Raw genomic sequence first — 18,812 nt, forward strand, 5'->3', positions numbered from 1 at the left:
GGTTAGACCAAATTCCGATACGTTTTATAAGATAGAATTTTTCGAATGTGCTTGGAAAAAGGAAGCGCGGATTTGAGGTAAAATATCTTCGGTCGAAGGGCGGAGCCAAGCCGCGCCGTTTTGGCACGACTTGGAATGTCCGATTAACCTTTTGGTGGGAGCGGCCCGAGTTTATCGAGTAACATTTGGTTGACCAATTCCGGATCGGCCTTACCTTTTGAGACCTTCATAACGTAGCCGACAATGGCGCCTAACGCGCGATCCTTTCCGCTTTTGTATTTCGTAACCGCGTCCTGATTGTTCGCGATCGCTTCGTCCACGATTCTTTCTATTTCCTTATCGTCTCGAACCACGATCAGATTTTTTTCGGTTACGATCGTCTCCGCGTCCTTATCGCTAATAAGAAGTTCTTCGAATACGGTCTTCGCGATCTTACCGGAAATTTTTCCGTCGGCGATCAGTTTTACAAGTCCGCCGATTCTTTGAGCGGAAACGGTAAATTCAGAAATTGTAATGCTTTCTTTGTTTACGATTCCGAGAATTTCATCCTTCACCCAGTTCGAGGTTTTTTTCGCGTCACCCGAAACTTTCAGAGCTTCTTCGAAATAATCCGCGATTTCTCTTTCCGCCGTTAAAACTTCCGCGTCGTATTTCGGAAGTCCCAACTTCTCCACAAAACGATTCTTTCTTTCGTTCGGAAGTTCGGGAAGTTTTGTGCGCACTTCTTCCACGGTTTCTTTTTGAAGAATGATTACGGGAAGATCGGGATCCGGAAAGTAACGATAGTCGTGACTCATCTCTTTGGTTCTCATCGTAACGGTTTTGTTCGCGACTGAGTCCCAAAGTTTCGTTTGTTGTTGGAAGGTCTTTCCTTCCAGAGCCATTTCGGTTTGCCATTCCACTTCGTAGTCGATGGCGGCCTTTACCGCTTTGAAAGAGTTTAGGTTTTTGATTTCCACTCTCGTTCCGAATTTATCCGAACCTTTCGGACGAATGGAAACGTTTGCGTCACAACGAAGAGAACCTTCTTCCATATTACAATCGGAAACGCGGATGTATTTCAAAACGGCCTTTAAGGAATTTAGATAATAATACGCTTCGTCCGAAGAACGCATATCCGGTTCGGAAACGATTTCGATCAGAGGAGTTCCCGCTCTGTTTAAATCGACATAAGATTGAGGAACGTTCGGATCCGCAGAGTGAATCAACTTGCCCGCGTCCTCTTCCATGTGAATCCGAGTGAGTCTTACGAAGCGGGGAGATTCTTCCCCCTTGATCGTAAAAGTAACTCCGCCTCCGGTGCAGATCGGTTTATCGAACTGAGAGATTTGATAACCTTTGGGAAGATCTGGATAAAAATAATTCTTACGATCGAATTTAGTAAAAAGGGTGATGTCGCAACCGAACGCAAGTCCAGCCAAGATCGCTTTTTCCAAAGCGACTTCGTTGAGGACCGGAAGGGCTCCCGGTAAACCTAAACACACCGGGTTTGTTTGAGAATTCGGAGGAGCGCCGAACTTCGTCGCGCTTGTAGAGAATATTTTCGATTCCGTGTTGAGCTGTGCGTGAACTTCCAGCCCTATGATCGTTTCAAATTCCGCCAACTGTATCTCCTTTTCCGGATTGTCATCCAAAACCGATTGAGGATTCTATCCCTAATCCTTGGAGAACGATCTCTAAATGTAGTCTCGGGAAAGCGGAATCTACGGGCAACGGATTTTTTATGAAACAGATCCTCTGTATAGCAAACCAGAAAGGCGGAGTCGGTAAAACGACGACTGCGGTACATCTCGCTTTCGGGCTCGCGCTCAAAGGAGAAAGAGTTTTGCTTTTGGATTTGGACGCTCAGGGAAATGCGACTTCCGTTTTTGCGCCTGAGAATTCCTTCTCCGTTTCGACGGAAGAAGGAAGGGAAAGAAGTCTTTATAAAATTTTTAGGGATGGAGGTGATCCGAGAGAGATTTTGATTCCGACTCGGATCAACGGTTTAAAGATCGGGCCGTCCCATTCTTCCCTTGCGGAAGTCGATGTAATGCTTTCGGGAAAGATCGACGGATTTTTTCATCTCAGAGATTCTTTGGAGTTGATCAAGGATGAATTCGACTACGCGGTCATCGATTGTCCTCCGAGTCTTTCGATGATCACCCTCAACGCGTTCGTCGCGTCGACCGGTTTGTTGGTTCCACTGCAGGTTTCCAAGTTTTCTCTCGATGGAATCGAAGCGATTCTCGAAGCTCATAAGAATACCGTGAAACGATTCAATCCTTCTTTGAAAGTTTTCGGAGCCGTACTTACGATGTTCAATCCGAGGACGACTCTTTCGCAAACGCTCGAACCGATGATCGAACCATATTTGAAATTATTCTCATCCAGAATTCCTCCTTCGGTCAGCGTGGAAGAAGCGCACATGATGAAACAAACCCTCTTCGAATATCAACCGAAAGGAAAGGCGACAAAATCCTATCAAGGTTTTGTGGAAGAGGTTTTGGCTCTTGGCTAAGAAGGATCTTTTAAAACAAGCCGCGGGTGCGCACGTTCGAAAGACTTTGGGAGGAGAATCGTCTCCGACGGAACCTTCGTCTTCGTCCGCTTCATCCGCGTTGTCGCCTTCGCCTTTATCGACGGACACGAAAGAAACGTCTGCCATCGAACCACAAGAACAAGAAATTGATTCTGCGGAAACCGCGGATCAAGGTCCGATCGGTTCCATTCAACCTTCGTCCACAACAACGGACGGCGATGTATCGATTCGGAATTTATCCTCTTCCGAGGCAAGAGAGGAAAAACATTTGCCCAAAAAGAACCACCTCCACAGGATAAGCAGTGTCATGAGATTGGAAGACTATACAAGACCGGAATCTCCCGAAAGAGAAGGTTCCTCGCGCTTTTTAAAGATTGCCGGAGTGATTCTTCTGGCGCTCGCCATTTGGTTTTTCTGGCCCGCAAAACATGAAATCTATATGGACATCGATAAGATGACTCCCGAAAAAGTTTCCGGAATGAGTTCTCAAAAGGAATATCATTTTTCTCATGGACAGGACTTTTTCATTTACTACAAAAAAGGTTGGTCCACTCCGAAAAGAGTCAGACTTACCATTTATCGCACTGACGGCGGTAAGGAAGAATTCTCCATCCAAGAAAAGGACTTCCGCAAAAGTTTCGAAAAATTTCAGACTTACTACGACGATACTTTTTTCGATCAACAAGGATCGTATGAAGTCGAGATCCGCGACGAAGACGGAGAATTGCTCGTGAATAAAAAGTTCACGATCGACTGAGTCTATTAGAAATTAAGTATATACAAAAAATAGAATGAACCTTAAATCTAAATCTTTTCTCGGAAGAATTTTCTTTCTTTTGATCTCCGTCGCGATATTCGGCGCCTGCGTGAAGGAACCGGTTCCTGAAAATATTCCTGCCGGCGCGAAGTTTCGAAAAGAATTCAACGCGTATGTTCTTTCCGAACCCGGTAGAAGACGAATTTATTACGACAACGGAAAGATCTATCAGGATTGTTCCGTAAATGAGCTTGGTTTGGAAAACGGTCTTTGCAGATTCTATTCCAAATACGACGACAAAGTATTAGCCAAAGGTCTTTTTGAAAACGGGGTTCGCAGGGGAGAATGGACTTGGAACTTCGACAGTGGAAATCTTTACATTCGTCAGAACTACGGAAAAGGCGCACGCAAACCCGAAGTGATGATGAGCGGCGACGAAGGAAACGAAGAAGGTCTTTACGAAAGATTTTACGAGAACGGTCAAGTGGAACTTCGCGGAACTTATGCGGACGGTTTTAGAAACAATCTTTGGCAGAAATATTTTCCGGACGGAGAATTGGAATACACGGGTTATTTTAAGAACGGAAGAAAGATCAGAACCTGGTTCTATTATTACCCGACGCATAAAACCGAAACGATCGAAGTTTTCGACGACAATGGCGGTTTTATTTCCAGAACCACTTATCTTCCCGACGGAACGGTCAATTGTGAAATCAAAAAAGGATCGGAAACGACCTGTAAAACTCTGACTTCTTTTAAAAAATAGAATCGTGAAAACGATCTTCGGAATTTTCTTTCTTCTTGTCGTTTATCTCAGCGTTTATTTTTCGCTGACCGTTTCAAATCTTACGATTTTAATTTCCACGTTTTCGGTCGTTCATATCGGACTTTTTCAAACGTTCCGCGAACATCTCAATCTTAAGTTCTATCTTTTCGCGGCGATTTTTCATCTAACTGCCGTTTTATGTTTGAATTTGTATTTCAGACAAGCCGGTTAAGTAGCGTTAACGATTAGCCGCAAACGTCCCCTTCATATCCTGCGTTTCTTGCTTTGGATAGATCCGCGCAACCCTTGGATTTATCCCCTTCGGCAATCGTCGATAATCCACGAATATAAAATCCGAGACCGCTTTTAGGATAAAGTTTTAAATACTGATTCGAAAGAAGAATTGCTTCCTTATGGTCGCGTTTTTTGTAAGCGGATAATGCGCCCATGATCAAAGCATCGTGATTGGATTTATTCAGAGAGTAGGCTTTCTTAAAATTTTGATGACTTTCATCATATCTCTTAAGAGATTCCAGGATGAGACCCTTGTTATAGTATCCGTCGTGAAAGCCCGGATCCAGTTCTACGGCTTTGTTAATATCAACCAACGCTTGATCGTATTTTTGAACTGCTCGGTAAACCAATGCTCTGTTCATGTAAGCGAGAGTAAAGTTAGGATCGATGGATATGGCTTTTGTATAACTTTCGATCGCACGATCGAAAATTTTAAGAGCGTTATATGAGTTACCACGATTGTAGTATGGGAATTCATTTTCCGGTTGCAGGCTAATCACTTTATCAAAGTTTTGAATCGCCTCCGCATATTGACCGGCCTTATTGTTTTCCATACCCTTTTTCATATACGTATTGTAAATATGGAATTTATACGATTCTTCGCTGAATTCGCCGTTTATTCCGTCCAGAAATAGATAATTCGTTTTGTCAAAAGTATTGTAGAACGCAAAGATCACGTTAGTCGAAATTTCTTTCTCTCGTCCTGCATAACCTTTAAGCGTGGAAAGGAATTCTTTCGGAAAGAATATCTTAATTTTTTGACTGTCTTTTTGATACGAGAATTCGTGCGTAAATTGGGCCATATAAAAGGAAGGTAAGGTTTTTAAACGCGCGTAAGAGTCGGTTAGGAACGTTTTATTAAAATCTGAAATTTCAGATATATTTTCAGGAACTCTAAGATTTAAACGATACGGATTAAAATAGAGTCCGATGCCGGAGCCGCTTAATTTTTCATAATCGATTGTTTGCGCGTATATTTCCGGCATATCGATCGCTTCATAAGAATTCGATAGGTGTGCATCCGTTCTTTTTTGGAAAGAACATTGAAACGAAAAGACAACCGCAAAAAAGAGAAGGTAATATTTTGTATTCATAGCAATTTGCAAAACGGATTTTCCGTTCTCACAAACCTTTGCTGGACGCGAAGTCCAGAACCCAGGTGTTCATCGAAAGAATCGTAAACAGAAGAACGACAAAAAGGATCACACCCAAAATCGCGAAAGTGATAAAGATCGTATTCCGAATAACTCTGAACTGAAGATAACTTACGGATAACGTAATGTTTCCGGTCGAAGTCAGTTCGTCGCTTTTTCCCATTCTGAAATAATTGCGGATATAAAAAAGCATCATCAGCATCAAAAGAAATATCAGAAGAATTCCGAATTCGAACGAGTAGTGTTTTTGAAGAAGAAAAATCGGAATGTAGATCAGGTTTCCTAAAAGAATTCCCGCGAACATAATCGCCGCAAAATGAAACAAAACGGGAATCCAGGAGATTTTAGAGGAAGAAGAGGATTGAATTTCTCCTTCTTCCCCGTTTTGAGCGGACTGAAGCACGGAAAAACGATCCGCGGTTTTGCTATCGTAAACCTTCGAAATCCCAAAAATCATGTAGATTAACAAAATCGTTAATGCGAACAAAAACAGAGAAGCGATCGATCCGATGATCGGAGTTTGTTGAATGCTCCGAACCGGATGTTGTAAGGACATCAGAACCGGAAGAACTGAAATCAAATATAAACTTCGATTCAAAAAGGAATAGAACCAAGCCTTGTAGTAGAGCGTTAGAAAGGATGTTACGGATAAGAATATTAGAAATCCGTAAATAAACAACATGATCTTTTGACCGAGAAGAATTCGATTCATTCTGTCCACGGTGGCTTCGAGCTGAGCGTCCGCGGGGATCGTCTTCTCGTTCAATTCTTCCATAACCTTGGAAGTGAGTCGTATTTTTGAAATTAAACCTCTTTCGATTCCCCACTGAGGAGCGAGTTCCCTTCCCGAACCTTCGAGAAGCGCCTCCATAGAATCCATATCTCTCGGATCGTAAAAGATCGGTTCAAAGGAGATGTTCACGAGACAAAAGAATAAAATGATAAAAGGAATGATCTGAGCGAGTTTTGTTTTCATGTTTGATTTGATTGTTAAAAAAGAAATACGAAGATTGCGGTCATTGCGATTCCGAGAACACCGAGAGCGATTAGGATCGTAATCAACAACCCCGAATCTTCGGAAGATCCCGAACCTTGAGAAGAACTTTTTGAAGAAGACTTGCCGCCGGTTGTCGCGATCGGCTTTTCACCCGTGTAGGGACGAACCTTGATCGAGTTTTCTTCTTCATAAATTTTTCCGAATATATCCGAACCGATTTGAACGACGGTTTCATTTTCAACGCCGTTGTTTTTGGAGGAGACAACCGTTCCGGGAACGGGACGAATTTGTCCTTCCGGAGTTTCCAATTTCATAGCTTCAATGATGCTCTGAGAAGAAGTATCGGACTTTAACAACTGGATCATGATCTTATCGCCGGGTTTCAGAGCGTTGACCTGAATTCCGGAAACCGGAGAAAGAACATACTTCATCGGAATCACTCTGGAACCTGCGGGAATGAATTGTTCCGTCGATTCGATCGGTCTGCTCGTTTCAATCGGAGGCGGTTCGAAAGTGGGAAGATCGGAATCCGATTCTTCCGAAGAAGAATCTTCTAAAGGACTTCCTTGATTCGTTTCATCGAGTCTTGCGCGATCCACGATCATATAAAATATCTGAATGTCCGGTTTGGAATTTCCGGTAGCTTCGTTGATTACTTGATTGAGAATATAAGAGATTTTGTTGTCGTCCTTACTCTTAAAGTAATGAATCAACTGTTCCATGAAGTCGTCGGATTTACCGTTCGACTGAAACAGTTCCATCAGTTTATTCGTAAGATTCTTAAGTTGTTTGCCTTCGTATTTTAATTTTTGGCAAACGTTGGCTACGTCTTTATGAGTGGAAACTGAAAGTTGAATCGAGCCGATGTTTTCGGATTGTCCGACCGCAATGACTTCGATCTTATCCATCTTCGCTTGTTGGATATCGATGACGCTCGTGAATAGAATATGAATGGAAGAGGCTGTGTCTCTCGAGATGAATTGAAACGAATAGACCTGATTGGAGCTCATGTATTTTTAACTTAAGAAGGCTCCGATTGGGAAACTTTCTTCTTTATTTTTGACATTCTGGTTCGGATTCAGAGAATTGTCAAACTAAGGAAGGATTTCACCTTCTAATTTTAAGAGTTTTTTGATGAAGTCAAATTTGTTCCGGGGTTCTTTGATATTTCTGGTAACCTCCCGTTATATTCGGGGTTCCCGGGTCGCTGGTCTCCTCTCATTAAAGTCTAGACTATCGTTCATCGTTATGACGGTCGGAGTTTCTCTTTTGATCGTCGTCTTATCTATCTTCAACGGTTTTCAAAGACAGGTTAAAGAATCTCTTTGGCAAGGCGGACCTCATATCACGATCGAAAACAATTTCGATTCCGGCGATATTCAAAATTATGAAAAGATAGTTTCTTGGTTAAGTAAGAATCCTTATTTAAAAGATAGAATTGTTTCCATCGGCGGAAGCATCACAAGTCACGGTTTAATTCAAAACAGCAATTCGTTTATTCCCATTATGGTTCGCGCTCTTCCCGTTGAAAATATTCAGGACCTGATCGGAAACAAACTTCCCAACTTCCCGAGAATCGTTCATCACAACCGCGAAGAAATCGTAAAATACAACGTAGACAATCAGGTATTGATCGGCAAGGAAATGGCCGGTCTTTATAACTTCGATCTCGGAGCCAATTTGACGATGGCCGTTCCGGGCGGAAGATTCTCCTTAGGAAAGGGAGTGGACGTTTCCATCAAAACGTTTAGAACCGTCGGATTTTTTAAAACCGGTTATTATAACTACGATACACATTACGTTTTTCTTTCGCTTCCAGTCGCACAACGTTTCTTTAATTTAAAGAATTCCGTGAATCAGATCGCGATCAAAGTTAAGTCTTTGGACGATTTACAAAATTGTAAAAGAGAAATCCTAAAAGAATTCAGAGATCCCGAATTCGAAAACGAAATCGGTTACTCCGCTTCTTTCAGCGTAAGAACGATCGCGGAAGAACAGGAAAACTTTTTCACCGCGTTGAAGTTGGAAAAGACGATCATCTCTATTATAGTTTTCTTATTTATCATTCTTGCCGCTTTGGGAATGGTCGCGAGCGTTTACAGTTTGGTAAGAGCGAAACGAAAATCGATCGGAGTTTTGAAAGCGCTCGGTCTTCCTTCTTCGGGAATCTTATTGATCTTTACTTTGAACGCGATGGTTGTCGGAGTTCTTGCTTCTCTTGTCGGAGGAGTTTCGGGAATTTTTATCGCGGGCAATTTGGAAACGATCGTAAACGGACTTTCCGAACTCATCAACATGGTCGGATTTTATTTTTATCATTCCGAGTGGACCAACGTAGAATTGGTTCCGAAGGACGTTTATTATTTCGATCACATTCCGGTCGATATAGACATTTCATTCATTTTTATGGTGACGACGGCCGCTACGATTTTATCGGGAATCGCGGGCTATTTCCCGGCGCGATGGGCGGCCGGACTCAATCCTGTGGATACGATAAGGAACGACTAACGTGAGTCTGATCAAAGTAAGAAATTTAGTAAAAAATTATCATATTCTCGATAAGGAATTTAAGATTCTCGATCATCTCGATCTCGATGTCGAAGAAGGTGAGATCGTTTCCGTGGAAGGAAAGTCCGGAATCGGGAAATCCACTCTTCTGAACATCTTGGGTTCTATGGATTCTTCCGATAGCGGAGAAGTCAGCGTTTGTGGAGTTTCCCTCGATCAAATTTCCGAAAACGGAAAAGAAAGATTTAGAGCGGAGAAGGTTTCCTTTATCTTTCAACATCATCTTCTTCTTCCGGATTTTACCGCGTTGGAAAACGTAAGCATTCCTCTTCTGATCAACGGTGTTCAACCGGGAAAGGCGAGACAACTTTCGATCGAGATGTTGGATCGTGTGGGTCTTAAGGATCGTCATGAAAATTTTCCTTCTCAGCTTTCGGGCGGAGAAAGTGCGAGGGTGGGAGTTGCGCGCGCGCTCGTTGCCGGAAAGAAACTCGTTCTTGCCGACGAACCTACCGGAAACTTGGATCGTGAGAATTCCCGCAATCTGATGGCCTTAATTTTGGAACTTCAAAGAGAACTTCGTTTTTCCATGGTGATCGTAACACACGATATGGAACTGGCATCGCTCGCTCACAAAAGAAACCAGATGGCTGGCGGAAAGCTCCAACCGATTTCTTAAAGTAAAGAGGAATTTCGCTTTAACGTTTGTTCCGACAAAGCATTTCGGTTGAAATCCCGCTTGCGTGGGAACGCCAACCCTGTTGTTCTAAAATTGTAGAATGTAGGAACTCATACTTCGATTTCTCGTAAAATTCGGAGTTGCGTGGTAGTTCCTACATTTCACAAAATAAAACTGCCGATGCCTTCTTCCGAAACTTGTATCTATTGTGGAACGACCTCAACGGTCTGGAATCAAAAAGGAAAAATCGGTTGCGCCTATTGCCTCAAAATTTTCCGCAAAGAATACCAAGCCCATCTCAGACAAAAGGACTTTGAATTTTCTTCCCGATTTTTGCAGGGCGCGGAGCTGAAGAATTTTCTTCGTTTCGAATCCCTTTCCGAGTCGGAAAAGATTCTCGAGTTGGATCGGATTTCTCCTCCGTTTACGTTTCGGTTGAGAATCGGGCGTAACCTAAAAGGGAGAATCTATCCGACTGCGACAAAGAGCGCCGGAGTTCCGACCCAAATCCTAAAAGAATTCCTAACGCAGACTTTAAACATAGACCCTACGCTTCTTAACCACAAAGAATTACCCGCTCGAATTCCTTGGGGAGAAGGAAATCTATTCTTCGGAGACGAGGACCATCTTCGTTGGGAAACCTTAGCCCCGACGGTTTCGGAATTATTTCGACAAATCGAAAATTCTCCCTTAGAAAAATGGGAGAATCAAAAACTTTTTGACTACGATCCGGACTTCGGTTATGTCACCTCCTGTCCGACCAATGCTGGTTCGGGAACAAAAATCAGCTTAAAGCTCTCGATGAAGTCCTGGAAGAATCAAAATTCTCCGTCGTTTAAGGTTCCCGGCTTTTTGGAGTTTTACCTTGAGAATTCATCCGAATTCGCAGTTTTTTATCTAAAAAATTTTGCTTTTTCTCAAAAAAATTCCTTTTTAAATTTAGTTTATTATTTAGCCTTACAGGTGGAACCGGCGTTGTAAGCCCGGAATTTACTCGAACTTCCGATCCTTTTTCGAAAACGTTCCGATACTGAAATTAAAAGCAGAGTTCCGCTCCTGGGTGGGAATTTCGAAGCGAATTCAGTCTAATCATTACAAATAAAAATCAAAGGCGCTGTTATGCTGGAATTTACTAAAAGAGCCAAAAGAGTCATCAACGAGATTGCTCAGGATGAGGCCAAGCGTCTTGGTAGCGACTATATCGGACCGGAGCATATTCTGCTCGGACTTCTTAAGGAAGAAGATTCGGTCGCTATCAAAATCCTGAACAACCTCAACATTAACCTCAACGAATTGCGTAAAGAGGTGGAAAGAAGAACGCGCGAAGCTTCCGGAGCATTGCTCATGGACGTCGCCGGAGGTCAGGATCGATATCAAAAAATTATCGAACTTTCCAAAGAAGAAGCAAAACGTCTCAAACACAATTATGTGGGAACGGAACACATCCTTCTTGCGTTGTTGAGAGATAACAACAACATCGCGGGCGGAGCGCTTTATTCTTTTAGCGTAAATTATAATGTTATAAAGAGCGAAATCTTACGTTTGCTCGGAGCTCCTCCAACAAGCTCCGTCGGAGTAAGTTCCGCCGCTCAAACCGGTCCGCAAGGAACTCAACCTCGTCAGGAGAAAACCAAAACTCCGATCTTGGACGAGTTCGCACGCGACCTCACTCAACTTGCCAGAGATAAAAAACTGGATCCGGTTGTGGGAAGAGCGATTGAAATTCAAAGAGTGATTCAAATTCTTTCCAGAAAAACGAAAAACAATCCCGTTCTCGTTGGAGAATCCGGTGTCGGTAAAACCGCGATTGTGGAAGGACTTGCACTTGCGATCGTTGAGAAAAGTGTTCCCGATCTTTTATTCGAAAAGAGAGTTCTTTCTTTGGATCTCGCGTCTTTGATCGCGGGAACAAAATACAGAGGAGAATTCGAAGAACGTCTGAAAAAGATCATGAAGGAAATCACTTCCTCCACGAACATCATCATCTTTATCGACGAGCTTCACACTCTAATCGGAGCAGGGGCCGCTGAAGGAGCCGTTGACGCGGCGAATATTCTCAAGCCCGCTCTTGCGAGAGGAGAACTCCAGTGTATCGGCGCGACTACAAGCGCGGAATATCGTAAGTATATCGAAAAAGATTCCGCTTTGGAAAGAAGATTCCAAGTCGTGAAAGTTGCGGAACCTTCCGTGGACGACGCGATTCAGATTCTCCAGGGATTGAAAAAAGCGTACGAGGCTCACCACAAAGTGAGATACTCCGATAAGGCTTTGGAGCAATCCGTGAAACTTTCTCACAGATATATCAATGATCGTTATCTACCTGATAAGGCGATCGATATCATCGACGAGGCCGGAGCGAAAGCGCGTTTGGCGAACTGTGCTCGTCCTCAAACGATCAAGGATCTCGAAGAGGAAATCAAATCTCTCGCGACCAAAAAAGAAGAATTGGTCCGCGCTCAAGAATACGAAAAAGCCGCCGGAGTTCGCGACGATGTGAACCGGAAAAAACAGGCTATGGAAGAAAAGATTCGTTCTTGGCAAGAGAAGATGGAAGACTTCGCGGTCAACATCGAGGAAGACGATATTCTTTCCGTAATCTCATTATGGACAGGAATTCCTTTGGAAAAAATGGAAGAATCCGAATCCGATAAACTTCTCAGACTCGAAGACGAACTCAAAAAACGCGTCGTTGGTCAGGGAGAAGCGATCGAAAAAATCGCAAAAGCGGTTCGTCGTGCAAGAACCGGATTCAAGAGCGAAAGACGTCCTACCGGATCTTTCATCTTCTTGGGACCTACGGGAGTCGGTAAGACCGAGCTTGCAAAAGCTCTTGCGAACTTCCTCTTCGGAAACGACGACGCGATGCTTCGTGTGGATATGTCCGAATACATGGAACCGCACGCGGTCAGCCGTTTGATCGGAGCGCCTCCCGGTTACGTTGGTTATGATGACGGAGGTCAGTTGACCGAGTTCGTCAGAAAAAGACCTTACTCCATTATTCTTTTGGATGAGATTGAAAAAGCGCACCACGACATTTTCAACATTCTCCTTCAAATCATGGAAGAGGGAAATCTGACCGATACGAAAGGACGCAAGGTCAACTTCAGAGATACGATCATCATCATGACTTCCAATATCGGCGCGAAAGAAATTCAAGCCGGTGGAAGACTCGGATTCGAGGATCGTAAAGACGAAGCTTTGAAATACAAGTCCGATCAAACCCGCGATCAGTTGAAGAAATACTTCAACCCGGAATTTCTGAACCGTGTGGACGAAGTCATCTACTTCGGATCTCTCACCAAAGAGAATATCATGTCCATCATCGATATTATGGTGATCGATACGAACAAAAGATTCCATGAAAAGACGATCCAAGTGTCCATCACTCAGGCCGCTAAGGATCATATCATGGATATCGGTTACGATGAGAAGTTCGGCGCGAGACCGCTTCGGAGAGTTTTCCAAAGAGAACTCGAAGATCACATGGCGGTTCAGACGCTCAAAGGCGCTTACAAGGAACCTACTAAAATCGAGATCGATTTCAAAGAAGGCAAACTGGACTTTGTGGAAACTCCGTGGACCGATTACAAACCGGCTGATACAAAAGCCGGAGGAGACGACAATTCTTCCGGTAATCCCGAAAGGTCGGAAGAGATTGCCTTAGTCTAAGGATGCCTATACTCATCCCTGTATTGATTCTGATTTCCTATCTTCTGATTCGGAAGATTTGGTTCCATCTTAGGAAAATCAGGACCATTGCAGGGATCGAGAAAATTTCTCTCTGCGTTTTTCACCCCGATTTATTTCTTCCCGAGGTACGGGTCTTTTACAAGTATTACTTTCAGGGCGGAGTTTACTACGGCTCCGGGTATATGCTCTTGGCCGATTTTCTCGGTCAGGAAGAATATTCGATCTATCGAAACGCCGATGGTCTTCCGGTTTTGGAAATGGAAGATCAGGTGGTTCTTTCGGAAGAACAGATCGAACATTTTCTGATGCAGAAGTATCCGAGTATCATCGTTTATATCGATCCGGTAGAACCGTTTCATTCTCTCATCGATTGTATCAATGCGAAGTCGATGAGCATGACCGCCTAAAAGAATAGAGAGTTTAGAAATGCAAATCCGTAATTTTCGATCCTTGTTTTTCATTCTGTGTTTAATCGTTCCGATGTTTTCCTCCCAAGTTTTCGCACAGACCGGGGAAGAATATTCTCTCGCGTTAAAGGAATACGAGAATCGCAACTACGAAAAATCCTTGGAGATAATACGCGCTCTTCACGATAAGGGCGGACGTTCTTACGAATCTCACTATTTGGCCGGACATTGTCATTTCGCTTTAGGTAGAACTAAATCCGCGGGAACACATTGGTCCGAAGCGCTTTCCATCAAACCGGGCGACGCGGCGGTCAGCTTGGATTATGCAAGATATCTTTTGAATAACGGAAGAGAAGACGACGGTCTGCAAGTAATCGCTCGCGCTTACGAACTCAATCCTCGCAATAAAGACATTCGTCTTCTTTTTGGAACCGCGCTTCTTTATAACGGAAAAGCGAGAGACGCGTTGAGCATCACCGAAAAATTAAAAGCCGAAGATTCGAACGACTATCGTCCTCTCGTTTTGGAAGGTCAGATTTATTATTATCTCGGAAGTATAGAAAAGGCCGAGGTGAGTTTAAAATGGGCGAACTCACTCGTTCCGAACAACGCGAACGTATTGAACAATCTCGCGCTCGTTTATGAAAAGGCTTCCAATCAAGAAAACAAAAAGGGCAAGTTGAACAGCGCGAAGAATTATCTGAACTCCGCAAAAGAACAGATCGAATCGGCGCTCAAACTCGAACCCGAAAATTCTCACTTTAAAGATAACTTAAGAAGAATCGAAGCAAAACTCAATGCTCTCTCCAATAGCTGAACAAACCGTTTTATTCAATACTCTCGGATGTAGACTTAATTTTTTCGAGTCCGACGGTTTGTTTGCTTCTCTCACAAAACACGGTTATCGTTCCGCCGAAGCGGAGGAACATCCGGAAGTTGTAATCATCAATACATGTACCGTAACGAATAAGGCCGATTCGAGAAATCGAAACACGATTCGAAACGCGATCAAGAAATTTCCGGGTTCTCAAATTTGGGTCACGGGTTGTTACGCGGAAACCGATCGCGGTTCCATCGAAGCGATTCCCGGAGTTGCGGGAGTAGTCGGCAACACGGAAAAATCCAAACTTCCCGCAATGATCTTGGAAAAGAAAGGTTTGATCGATTCGGAAGAATTGATCCGGGTTTCTTACGATCGTTTTTCCTATTCGGACGTTTTACCGAACGGACATACGCGCGCGTACTTGAAAATCCAAGACGGATGCAATCGTAAATGTTCTTATTGTAAAATTCCTCAAGCGCGCGGCCTCGGAGTCAGTAGAAAGTATCAGGACGTTTTGGATCAGGTCCGTTTTCTGCAAGACAACGGAGTCGGCGAAATCGTTTTAACCGGAGTCAATCTCGGTTGGTTTCGCGACGGAGAAAACAAAAAGGCTTTCAACAAAATTCTCGGCGATATATTAAACATTTTAGAATATTCAAGAATTCGAATTTCCTCCATTGAACCTCCCGATGTCGGGAACGAACTCGCGGAATTGATGTCTCATCCGAGATTTACTCCGTTTTTACACATTCCATTACAAAGCGGAAGCGCAGAAATTCTAAAAAGAATGAAACGCACTTATACGCCCGATACCTTTCGCAAACGTGTGGAAACCGCAAAAGAAAAAATTCCGGGATTGTTTTTGGGAACCGACGTGATCGTAGGTTTTCCGGGCGAAACCGAAGATATGTTTCAGGATTCCGTAAGAATGGTTCGCGAGCTTGGGTTTGCTAAAATTCACGCGTTTCCGTTTTCGGTAAGAAGAAATACGTTAGCCGAAACCTTTCCCGATTCCGTCAGTAAGGAAACCAAAAAGGAAAGGGTTCATATTCTCAACGCTTTGTCGAGAGAACTCCATCAAAATTACGCGATCGGAGAGAGCGGAAAAACCAGAGAAGCCATTCTCGAGCAGGGTGGAACCGCGGTTACGGACAATTATCTAAAAGTAAAATTGGACGAACCTGAACTTCGCAACCTCAAAGTGGGTCAGTTTTTAAACGTGGAACTTCTTGAATATCGAACCGAAGACGATAAAGAAGGCACGTTCGACGGCAGAGTTTCGAGATAAAAAGAATCTTCTCAAACTTGTTCCGGTAAAAAAATCTCGACCAACGCTTCGTTCGTATTCAAAAATTCTAAAGTAAGATAACCCCCGAAAATTTTCAACAAGGCGCTGTGGATTCGTAGTCCTTGTCCCGCTGATTCAAAGGAAGAATTTCGATCGGTTTCAATCCGATTTTTGATTCGTACTAAAACGCCGTTTCGAGGATCATTCCTTGCAAAAAACGAAACCGAAATGTCGTTTCGACCGCTTTCTCTCGAATACTTGACCGCGTTTCGAATCGATTCCCTACACGCATAAAAAAGAATTTCCAATGCTTCCGGTTTGGAAATCGGAAACCGCTCTTTCAACTCGGGTTCGAAATTCCAATCAAAACGAGAAGCCTCCCATTCGGCGCCGATTCTTCGGATCAACGCGTCGATCAAACCAAGCCTTGCGATTTCCAAACTCGTATCGGGAAGTTCTCTTAAAAAACTCGAAACACGTTTGTGTAAATTCGTAAGAAGTTGGATTTGTTCCGAAAATTCGTTTTCGTTTTTCAATTGAGAAAGAATTAAAATCGAGGAATGGATTTCGGGAAGAATTTCATCGTGAAGAATTTGTCTCGTTTTGTAATCTGAGATTCTCTGCTCTTCCATATGTTTTCTTTGTAAAGAACTTAGGGCCAACGAATTGCTCTCCGTAAAAAGAGAAGACAAGATCCAAGACACGGCGGCCTTTGCGGTTTCGATTTCCTCTTCCGCATACAAACCTCCGTTTCTTTTTTGACCTAAGAATAAAAGACCGTCTCCGGATTGATCGTTCTCGACCTTGATACAAAGTGCAAAATCGGAATGATTCTCCCGTTCCAAATAGGAAAGGCCGTCCTTTTCGAAAATCAGATTCAAATTTTTGAATGTTATTAAGTTTACGTCCGCGATTTCGGGTTTTTGGGATTCTTTAAATTCTTCGGTTGTGCCCGTGTTCGGATAACGTAGAATCATGTCCGCGATAAACGGAACTCTGCTTTCGTTAATAAATAGAGCCGAGGATGTTTCCAAAATATCCGAACAAAGAATGTCGAAGGATCTTTGGAATTTTTCCTTTAGATTTTTCGAATTCTCCAGAAGGTCGCCTTTAATTTCCTCCGTCTTTATGATGGAACTTAAGACGGAACTTTTCTCCAATCGCAAATCCTTGCTTTTTTTCAAAAGAAAGGTTCTTGCTACGCAATAAACGTAAGAACCGGTTAAGAACAGTTCAATTTTAGGAAAACTGAATGTAGCGGTTGCAAAGTAAAAAAGAGCCAGGATGAAAAAACCGAAGTTCGCGTTTCTCCATTCTTCCCTGAGGCTGATTTTCGGAAGAATTCGGCCCGTAAATATTTCGTAAGAGATCAACGCTTGTCCCAAAACGAGGATCGAGATCGAAACCAAAAATAAGATTCCGATGAGGAAACCGTAAAACGGAATCGGATCCCGGTCCGATCGGGCCACCGGGTCTTCTATGATACCGGTTCCTTGTCCTAAAAATAAAAAGAACACGAGTATAAAAACTCCGAAAAGGAGCAAGGAAATCGTTTTTAAAAAGGGGACCGCCTTGTTTCGAGCGATTTCGGGAAGTACGTTTTTGGAAACACGAAATGAAAAAAGCGCTATGATCGGAATCGTAATGCAGAATAGAATATAAACGAGATAGGAAAGTCGAAACGAGAACGGAACTACATTCCAAAAATGGAATAAAGATAACTTCAGGGAAATTTTTCGACTCCATACGAAAAAGAAAACGACCGCGGAGATTTGTGCGATCAAAAGAAGCCAAAAGAAAATTCTATAAATTCTTTTTTCTCTTAAAAAACCCAAGAACCAAACTACGATAAAAAACCAACCGAATGGAATTAAAATCAAACCGAAGATTCCCGGAAGAAAATAAACCGCCGAATAATTTGAAACGGTGATCAGACCCGATTCTCCGATCCAAGAAAAAAAACCGAACAATGCGGAAACTGAAATCAGAATCCAAATCGTAAACGTCGCGGAACGATCTCTTCTTTCCAAATTGACGAGAGTTGTGGACGCGAGCCATAACAGAATCGAGGATAAAAACAGAAATACGGAACAGATGAAAATTTCCGGATTAAGATTCAAGATTCGATTCCCAACGAACCCATTCTCCGGATCCGTTTCTATAATAAGCGCTTCCGTCCTCTTCCCATTGTAGAAAACGATTTTCTCGAACGATCAGCGCGGCTCTTGTGCGCGCGACTTTTTCGTCGACGTTGGATTCGTTTAAATCCCAAGCCGCGTAGATTTGTCCGTTGATTCTGCTGATCGTTCTTTTGTCTTTGAATCCGAGTCGAGCGGCAATTTGTTCGTTGCTTTGGCCCGTAGCCAACATTCTTGCCACGACCTTTTCGTTCGGTTCTAAGATCGCCATCGGGGAATTTTCGTCCTGATCCTTAACTTCCACGATTCTCGTTTCGATTTCGGGATCGATAAAACTTTTACCTTCGTATGCAAGATCGATCAAAGGAACGATCATCTTGGGTAACAGATAATTCGATTTGCGCACGTATGCGTAATGACTCAAAATTCCCGCTTTTCGAAACGTTCGAAAGTATTCGTCACTGTCTTGGATCGAATAGATGACGACCGGTTTTCTGGGAAATTCCTTTCGAACGGCGACGATCGTTTCGATTCCGTTTAACGTTCCCGCTAAACGGACGTCCGCGAGTAAAACGTCGAATTCGTTCTTTAAAGCGAAGTCGATCACTTTTTCGCCGGTCGCGCAGTCATAGACTACATTCAAACGTTCGAATTCTTTCAAACCTTCGATCAGTGATTTTCTCAGCTTTTCGTTGTCTTCCACGATCAACAGATTCAAAACTTTATCTTTCATAACGAAGACCCGATTTTAAGTTTTTGGAAGCGACATTGTCAAGCACTTGAGTGTCTT

16 protein-coding genes and 1 pseudogene are annotated in these 18,812 nt (G+C 43.1%); 11 read left to right on the plus strand and 6 right to left on the minus strand.

Translation table 11 applies throughout. The features are described from left to right. Window positions 1-143 precede the first annotated feature (143 nt). Complete coding sequence (gene gatB, locus CH367_RS00105; protein WP_100761284.1) at window positions 144-1,604, minus strand: Asp-tRNA(Asn)/Glu-tRNA(Gln) amidotransferase subunit GatB; 1,461 nt, start codon at window positions 1,602-1,604, stop codon at window positions 144-146. Window positions 1,605-1,723: 119 nt separating this feature from the next. On the opposite strand from gatB, the gene CH367_RS00110 reads away from it, so the two are divergent. From CH367_RS00110 to CH367_RS00125, 4 genes and pseudogenes are all read left to right on the plus strand, one after another. Continuing rightward, complete coding sequence (locus tag CH367_RS00110; protein WP_100760496.1) at window positions 1,724-2,500, plus strand: ParA family protein; 777 nt, start codon at window positions 1,724-1,726, stop codon at window positions 2,498-2,500. A 244-nt stretch (window positions 2,501-2,744) separates the two neighbouring features. Then, a pseudogene (locus CH367_RS00115) lies at window positions 2,745-3,278 on the plus strand (hypothetical protein); the annotation flags it as partial. 34 nt (window positions 3,279-3,312) lie between these two features. Further along, on the plus strand, window positions 3,313-4,044 hold the full coding sequence (locus CH367_RS00120; protein WP_100760498.1) for a toxin-antitoxin system YwqK family antitoxin: 732 nt from the start codon (window positions 3,313-3,315) through the stop codon (window positions 4,042-4,044). Between the two features lie 4 nt (window positions 4,045-4,048). Beyond that, entirely contained in the window at window positions 4,049-4,276 is a 228-nt protein-coding gene (locus CH367_RS00125; protein ID WP_100760499.1) for a hypothetical protein, read from the plus strand. 13 nt (window positions 4,277-4,289) lie between these two features. Here CH367_RS00125 and CH367_RS00130 read toward each other — a convergent pair whose 3' ends face one another. The 3 genes from CH367_RS00130 to CH367_RS00140 are packed head-to-tail and all read right to left on the minus strand — an operon-like array spanning window position 4,290 to window position 7,499. After that, window positions 4,290-5,444, minus strand: a complete 1,155-nt coding sequence (locus CH367_RS00130; RefSeq protein ID WP_165783184.1) for a tetratricopeptide repeat protein — start codon at window positions 5,442-5,444, stop codon at window positions 4,290-4,292. Window positions 5,445-5,460: 16 nt separating this feature from the next. After that, window positions 5,461-6,468, minus strand: a complete 1,008-nt coding sequence (locus tag CH367_RS00135) for an LIC_10230 family protein (protein ID WP_100760501.1) — start codon at window positions 6,466-6,468, stop codon at window positions 5,461-5,463. 14 nt (window positions 6,469-6,482) lie between these two features. Then, entirely contained in the window at window positions 6,483-7,499 is a 1,017-nt protein-coding gene (locus tag CH367_RS00140) for a hypothetical protein (protein WP_100760502.1), read from the minus strand. 124 nt (window positions 7,500-7,623) lie between these two features. Here CH367_RS00140 and CH367_RS00145 point away from each other — a divergent pair, with 124 nt between their 5' ends. The 7 genes from CH367_RS00145 to mtaB all read left to right on the plus strand — a co-directional run bounded on the left by CH367_RS00145 (window position 7,624) and on the right by mtaB (window position 15,884). Then, entirely contained in the window at window positions 7,624-8,997 is a 1,374-nt protein-coding gene (locus tag CH367_RS00145; RefSeq protein WP_100760503.1) for an ABC transporter permease, read from the plus strand. A 1-nt stretch (window position 8,998) separates the two neighbouring features. Beyond that, window positions 8,999-9,676, plus strand: coding sequence for an ABC transporter ATP-binding protein (locus tag CH367_RS00150; protein ID WP_100760504.1), 678 nt, complete (start codon window positions 8,999-9,001; stop codon window positions 9,674-9,676). A 180-nt stretch (window positions 9,677-9,856) separates the two neighbouring features. Then, window positions 9,857-10,657, plus strand: coding sequence for an ATP--guanido phosphotransferase (locus CH367_RS00155; RefSeq protein ID WP_100761285.1), 801 nt, complete (start codon window positions 9,857-9,859; stop codon window positions 10,655-10,657). Window positions 10,658-10,795: 138 nt separating this feature from the next. After that, window positions 10,796-13,345, plus strand: coding sequence for an ATP-dependent Clp protease ATP-binding subunit (locus tag CH367_RS00160; RefSeq protein ID WP_100760505.1), 2,550 nt, complete (start codon window positions 10,796-10,798; stop codon window positions 13,343-13,345). Between the two features lie 2 nt (window positions 13,346-13,347). Next, window positions 13,348-13,773 carry a hypothetical protein gene (locus CH367_RS00165; protein ID WP_100760506.1) on the plus strand — a complete coding sequence of 142 codons (426 nt, stop codon included), beginning with the start codon at window positions 13,348-13,350 and terminating at the stop codon, window positions 13,771-13,773. Between the two features lie 73 nt (window positions 13,774-13,846). Then, window positions 13,847-14,590 (plus strand): tetratricopeptide repeat protein, encoded by a 744-nt coding sequence (locus CH367_RS00170; protein WP_425268791.1) that lies wholly within the window; start codon window positions 13,847-13,849, stop codon window positions 14,588-14,590. Further along, the gene (gene mtaB, locus CH367_RS00175; RefSeq protein WP_100760508.1) at window positions 14,571-15,884 is read left to right on the plus strand and encodes a tRNA (N(6)-L-threonylcarbamoyladenosine(37)-C(2))-methylthiotransferase MtaB; all 1,314 of its coding nucleotides are present in this window, start codon (window positions 14,571-14,573) and stop codon (window positions 15,882-15,884) included. The genes CH367_RS00170 and mtaB overlap by 20 nt, the downstream gene beginning before the upstream one ends. Before the next feature lie 11 nt (window positions 15,885-15,895). On the opposite strand, the gene CH367_RS00180 is transcribed toward mtaB, so the two are convergent. Beyond that, window positions 15,896-18,004 carry an ATP-binding protein gene (locus CH367_RS00180; RefSeq protein ID WP_100760509.1) on the minus strand — a complete coding sequence of 703 codons (2,109 nt, stop codon included), beginning with the start codon at window positions 18,002-18,004 and terminating at the stop codon, window positions 15,896-15,898. Further along, window positions 17,994-18,755, minus strand: coding sequence for a response regulator transcription factor (locus tag CH367_RS00185; protein WP_100760510.1), 762 nt, complete (start codon window positions 18,753-18,755; stop codon window positions 17,994-17,996). The genes CH367_RS00180 and CH367_RS00185 overlap by 11 nt, the downstream gene beginning before the upstream one ends. Window positions 18,756-18,812: the final 57 nt, after the last annotated feature.

This window comes from Leptospira barantonii (genome assembly GCF_002811925.1).
Taxonomy (GTDB): Bacteria; Spirochaetota; Leptospiria; order Leptospirales; family Leptospiraceae; genus Leptospira; species Leptospira barantonii.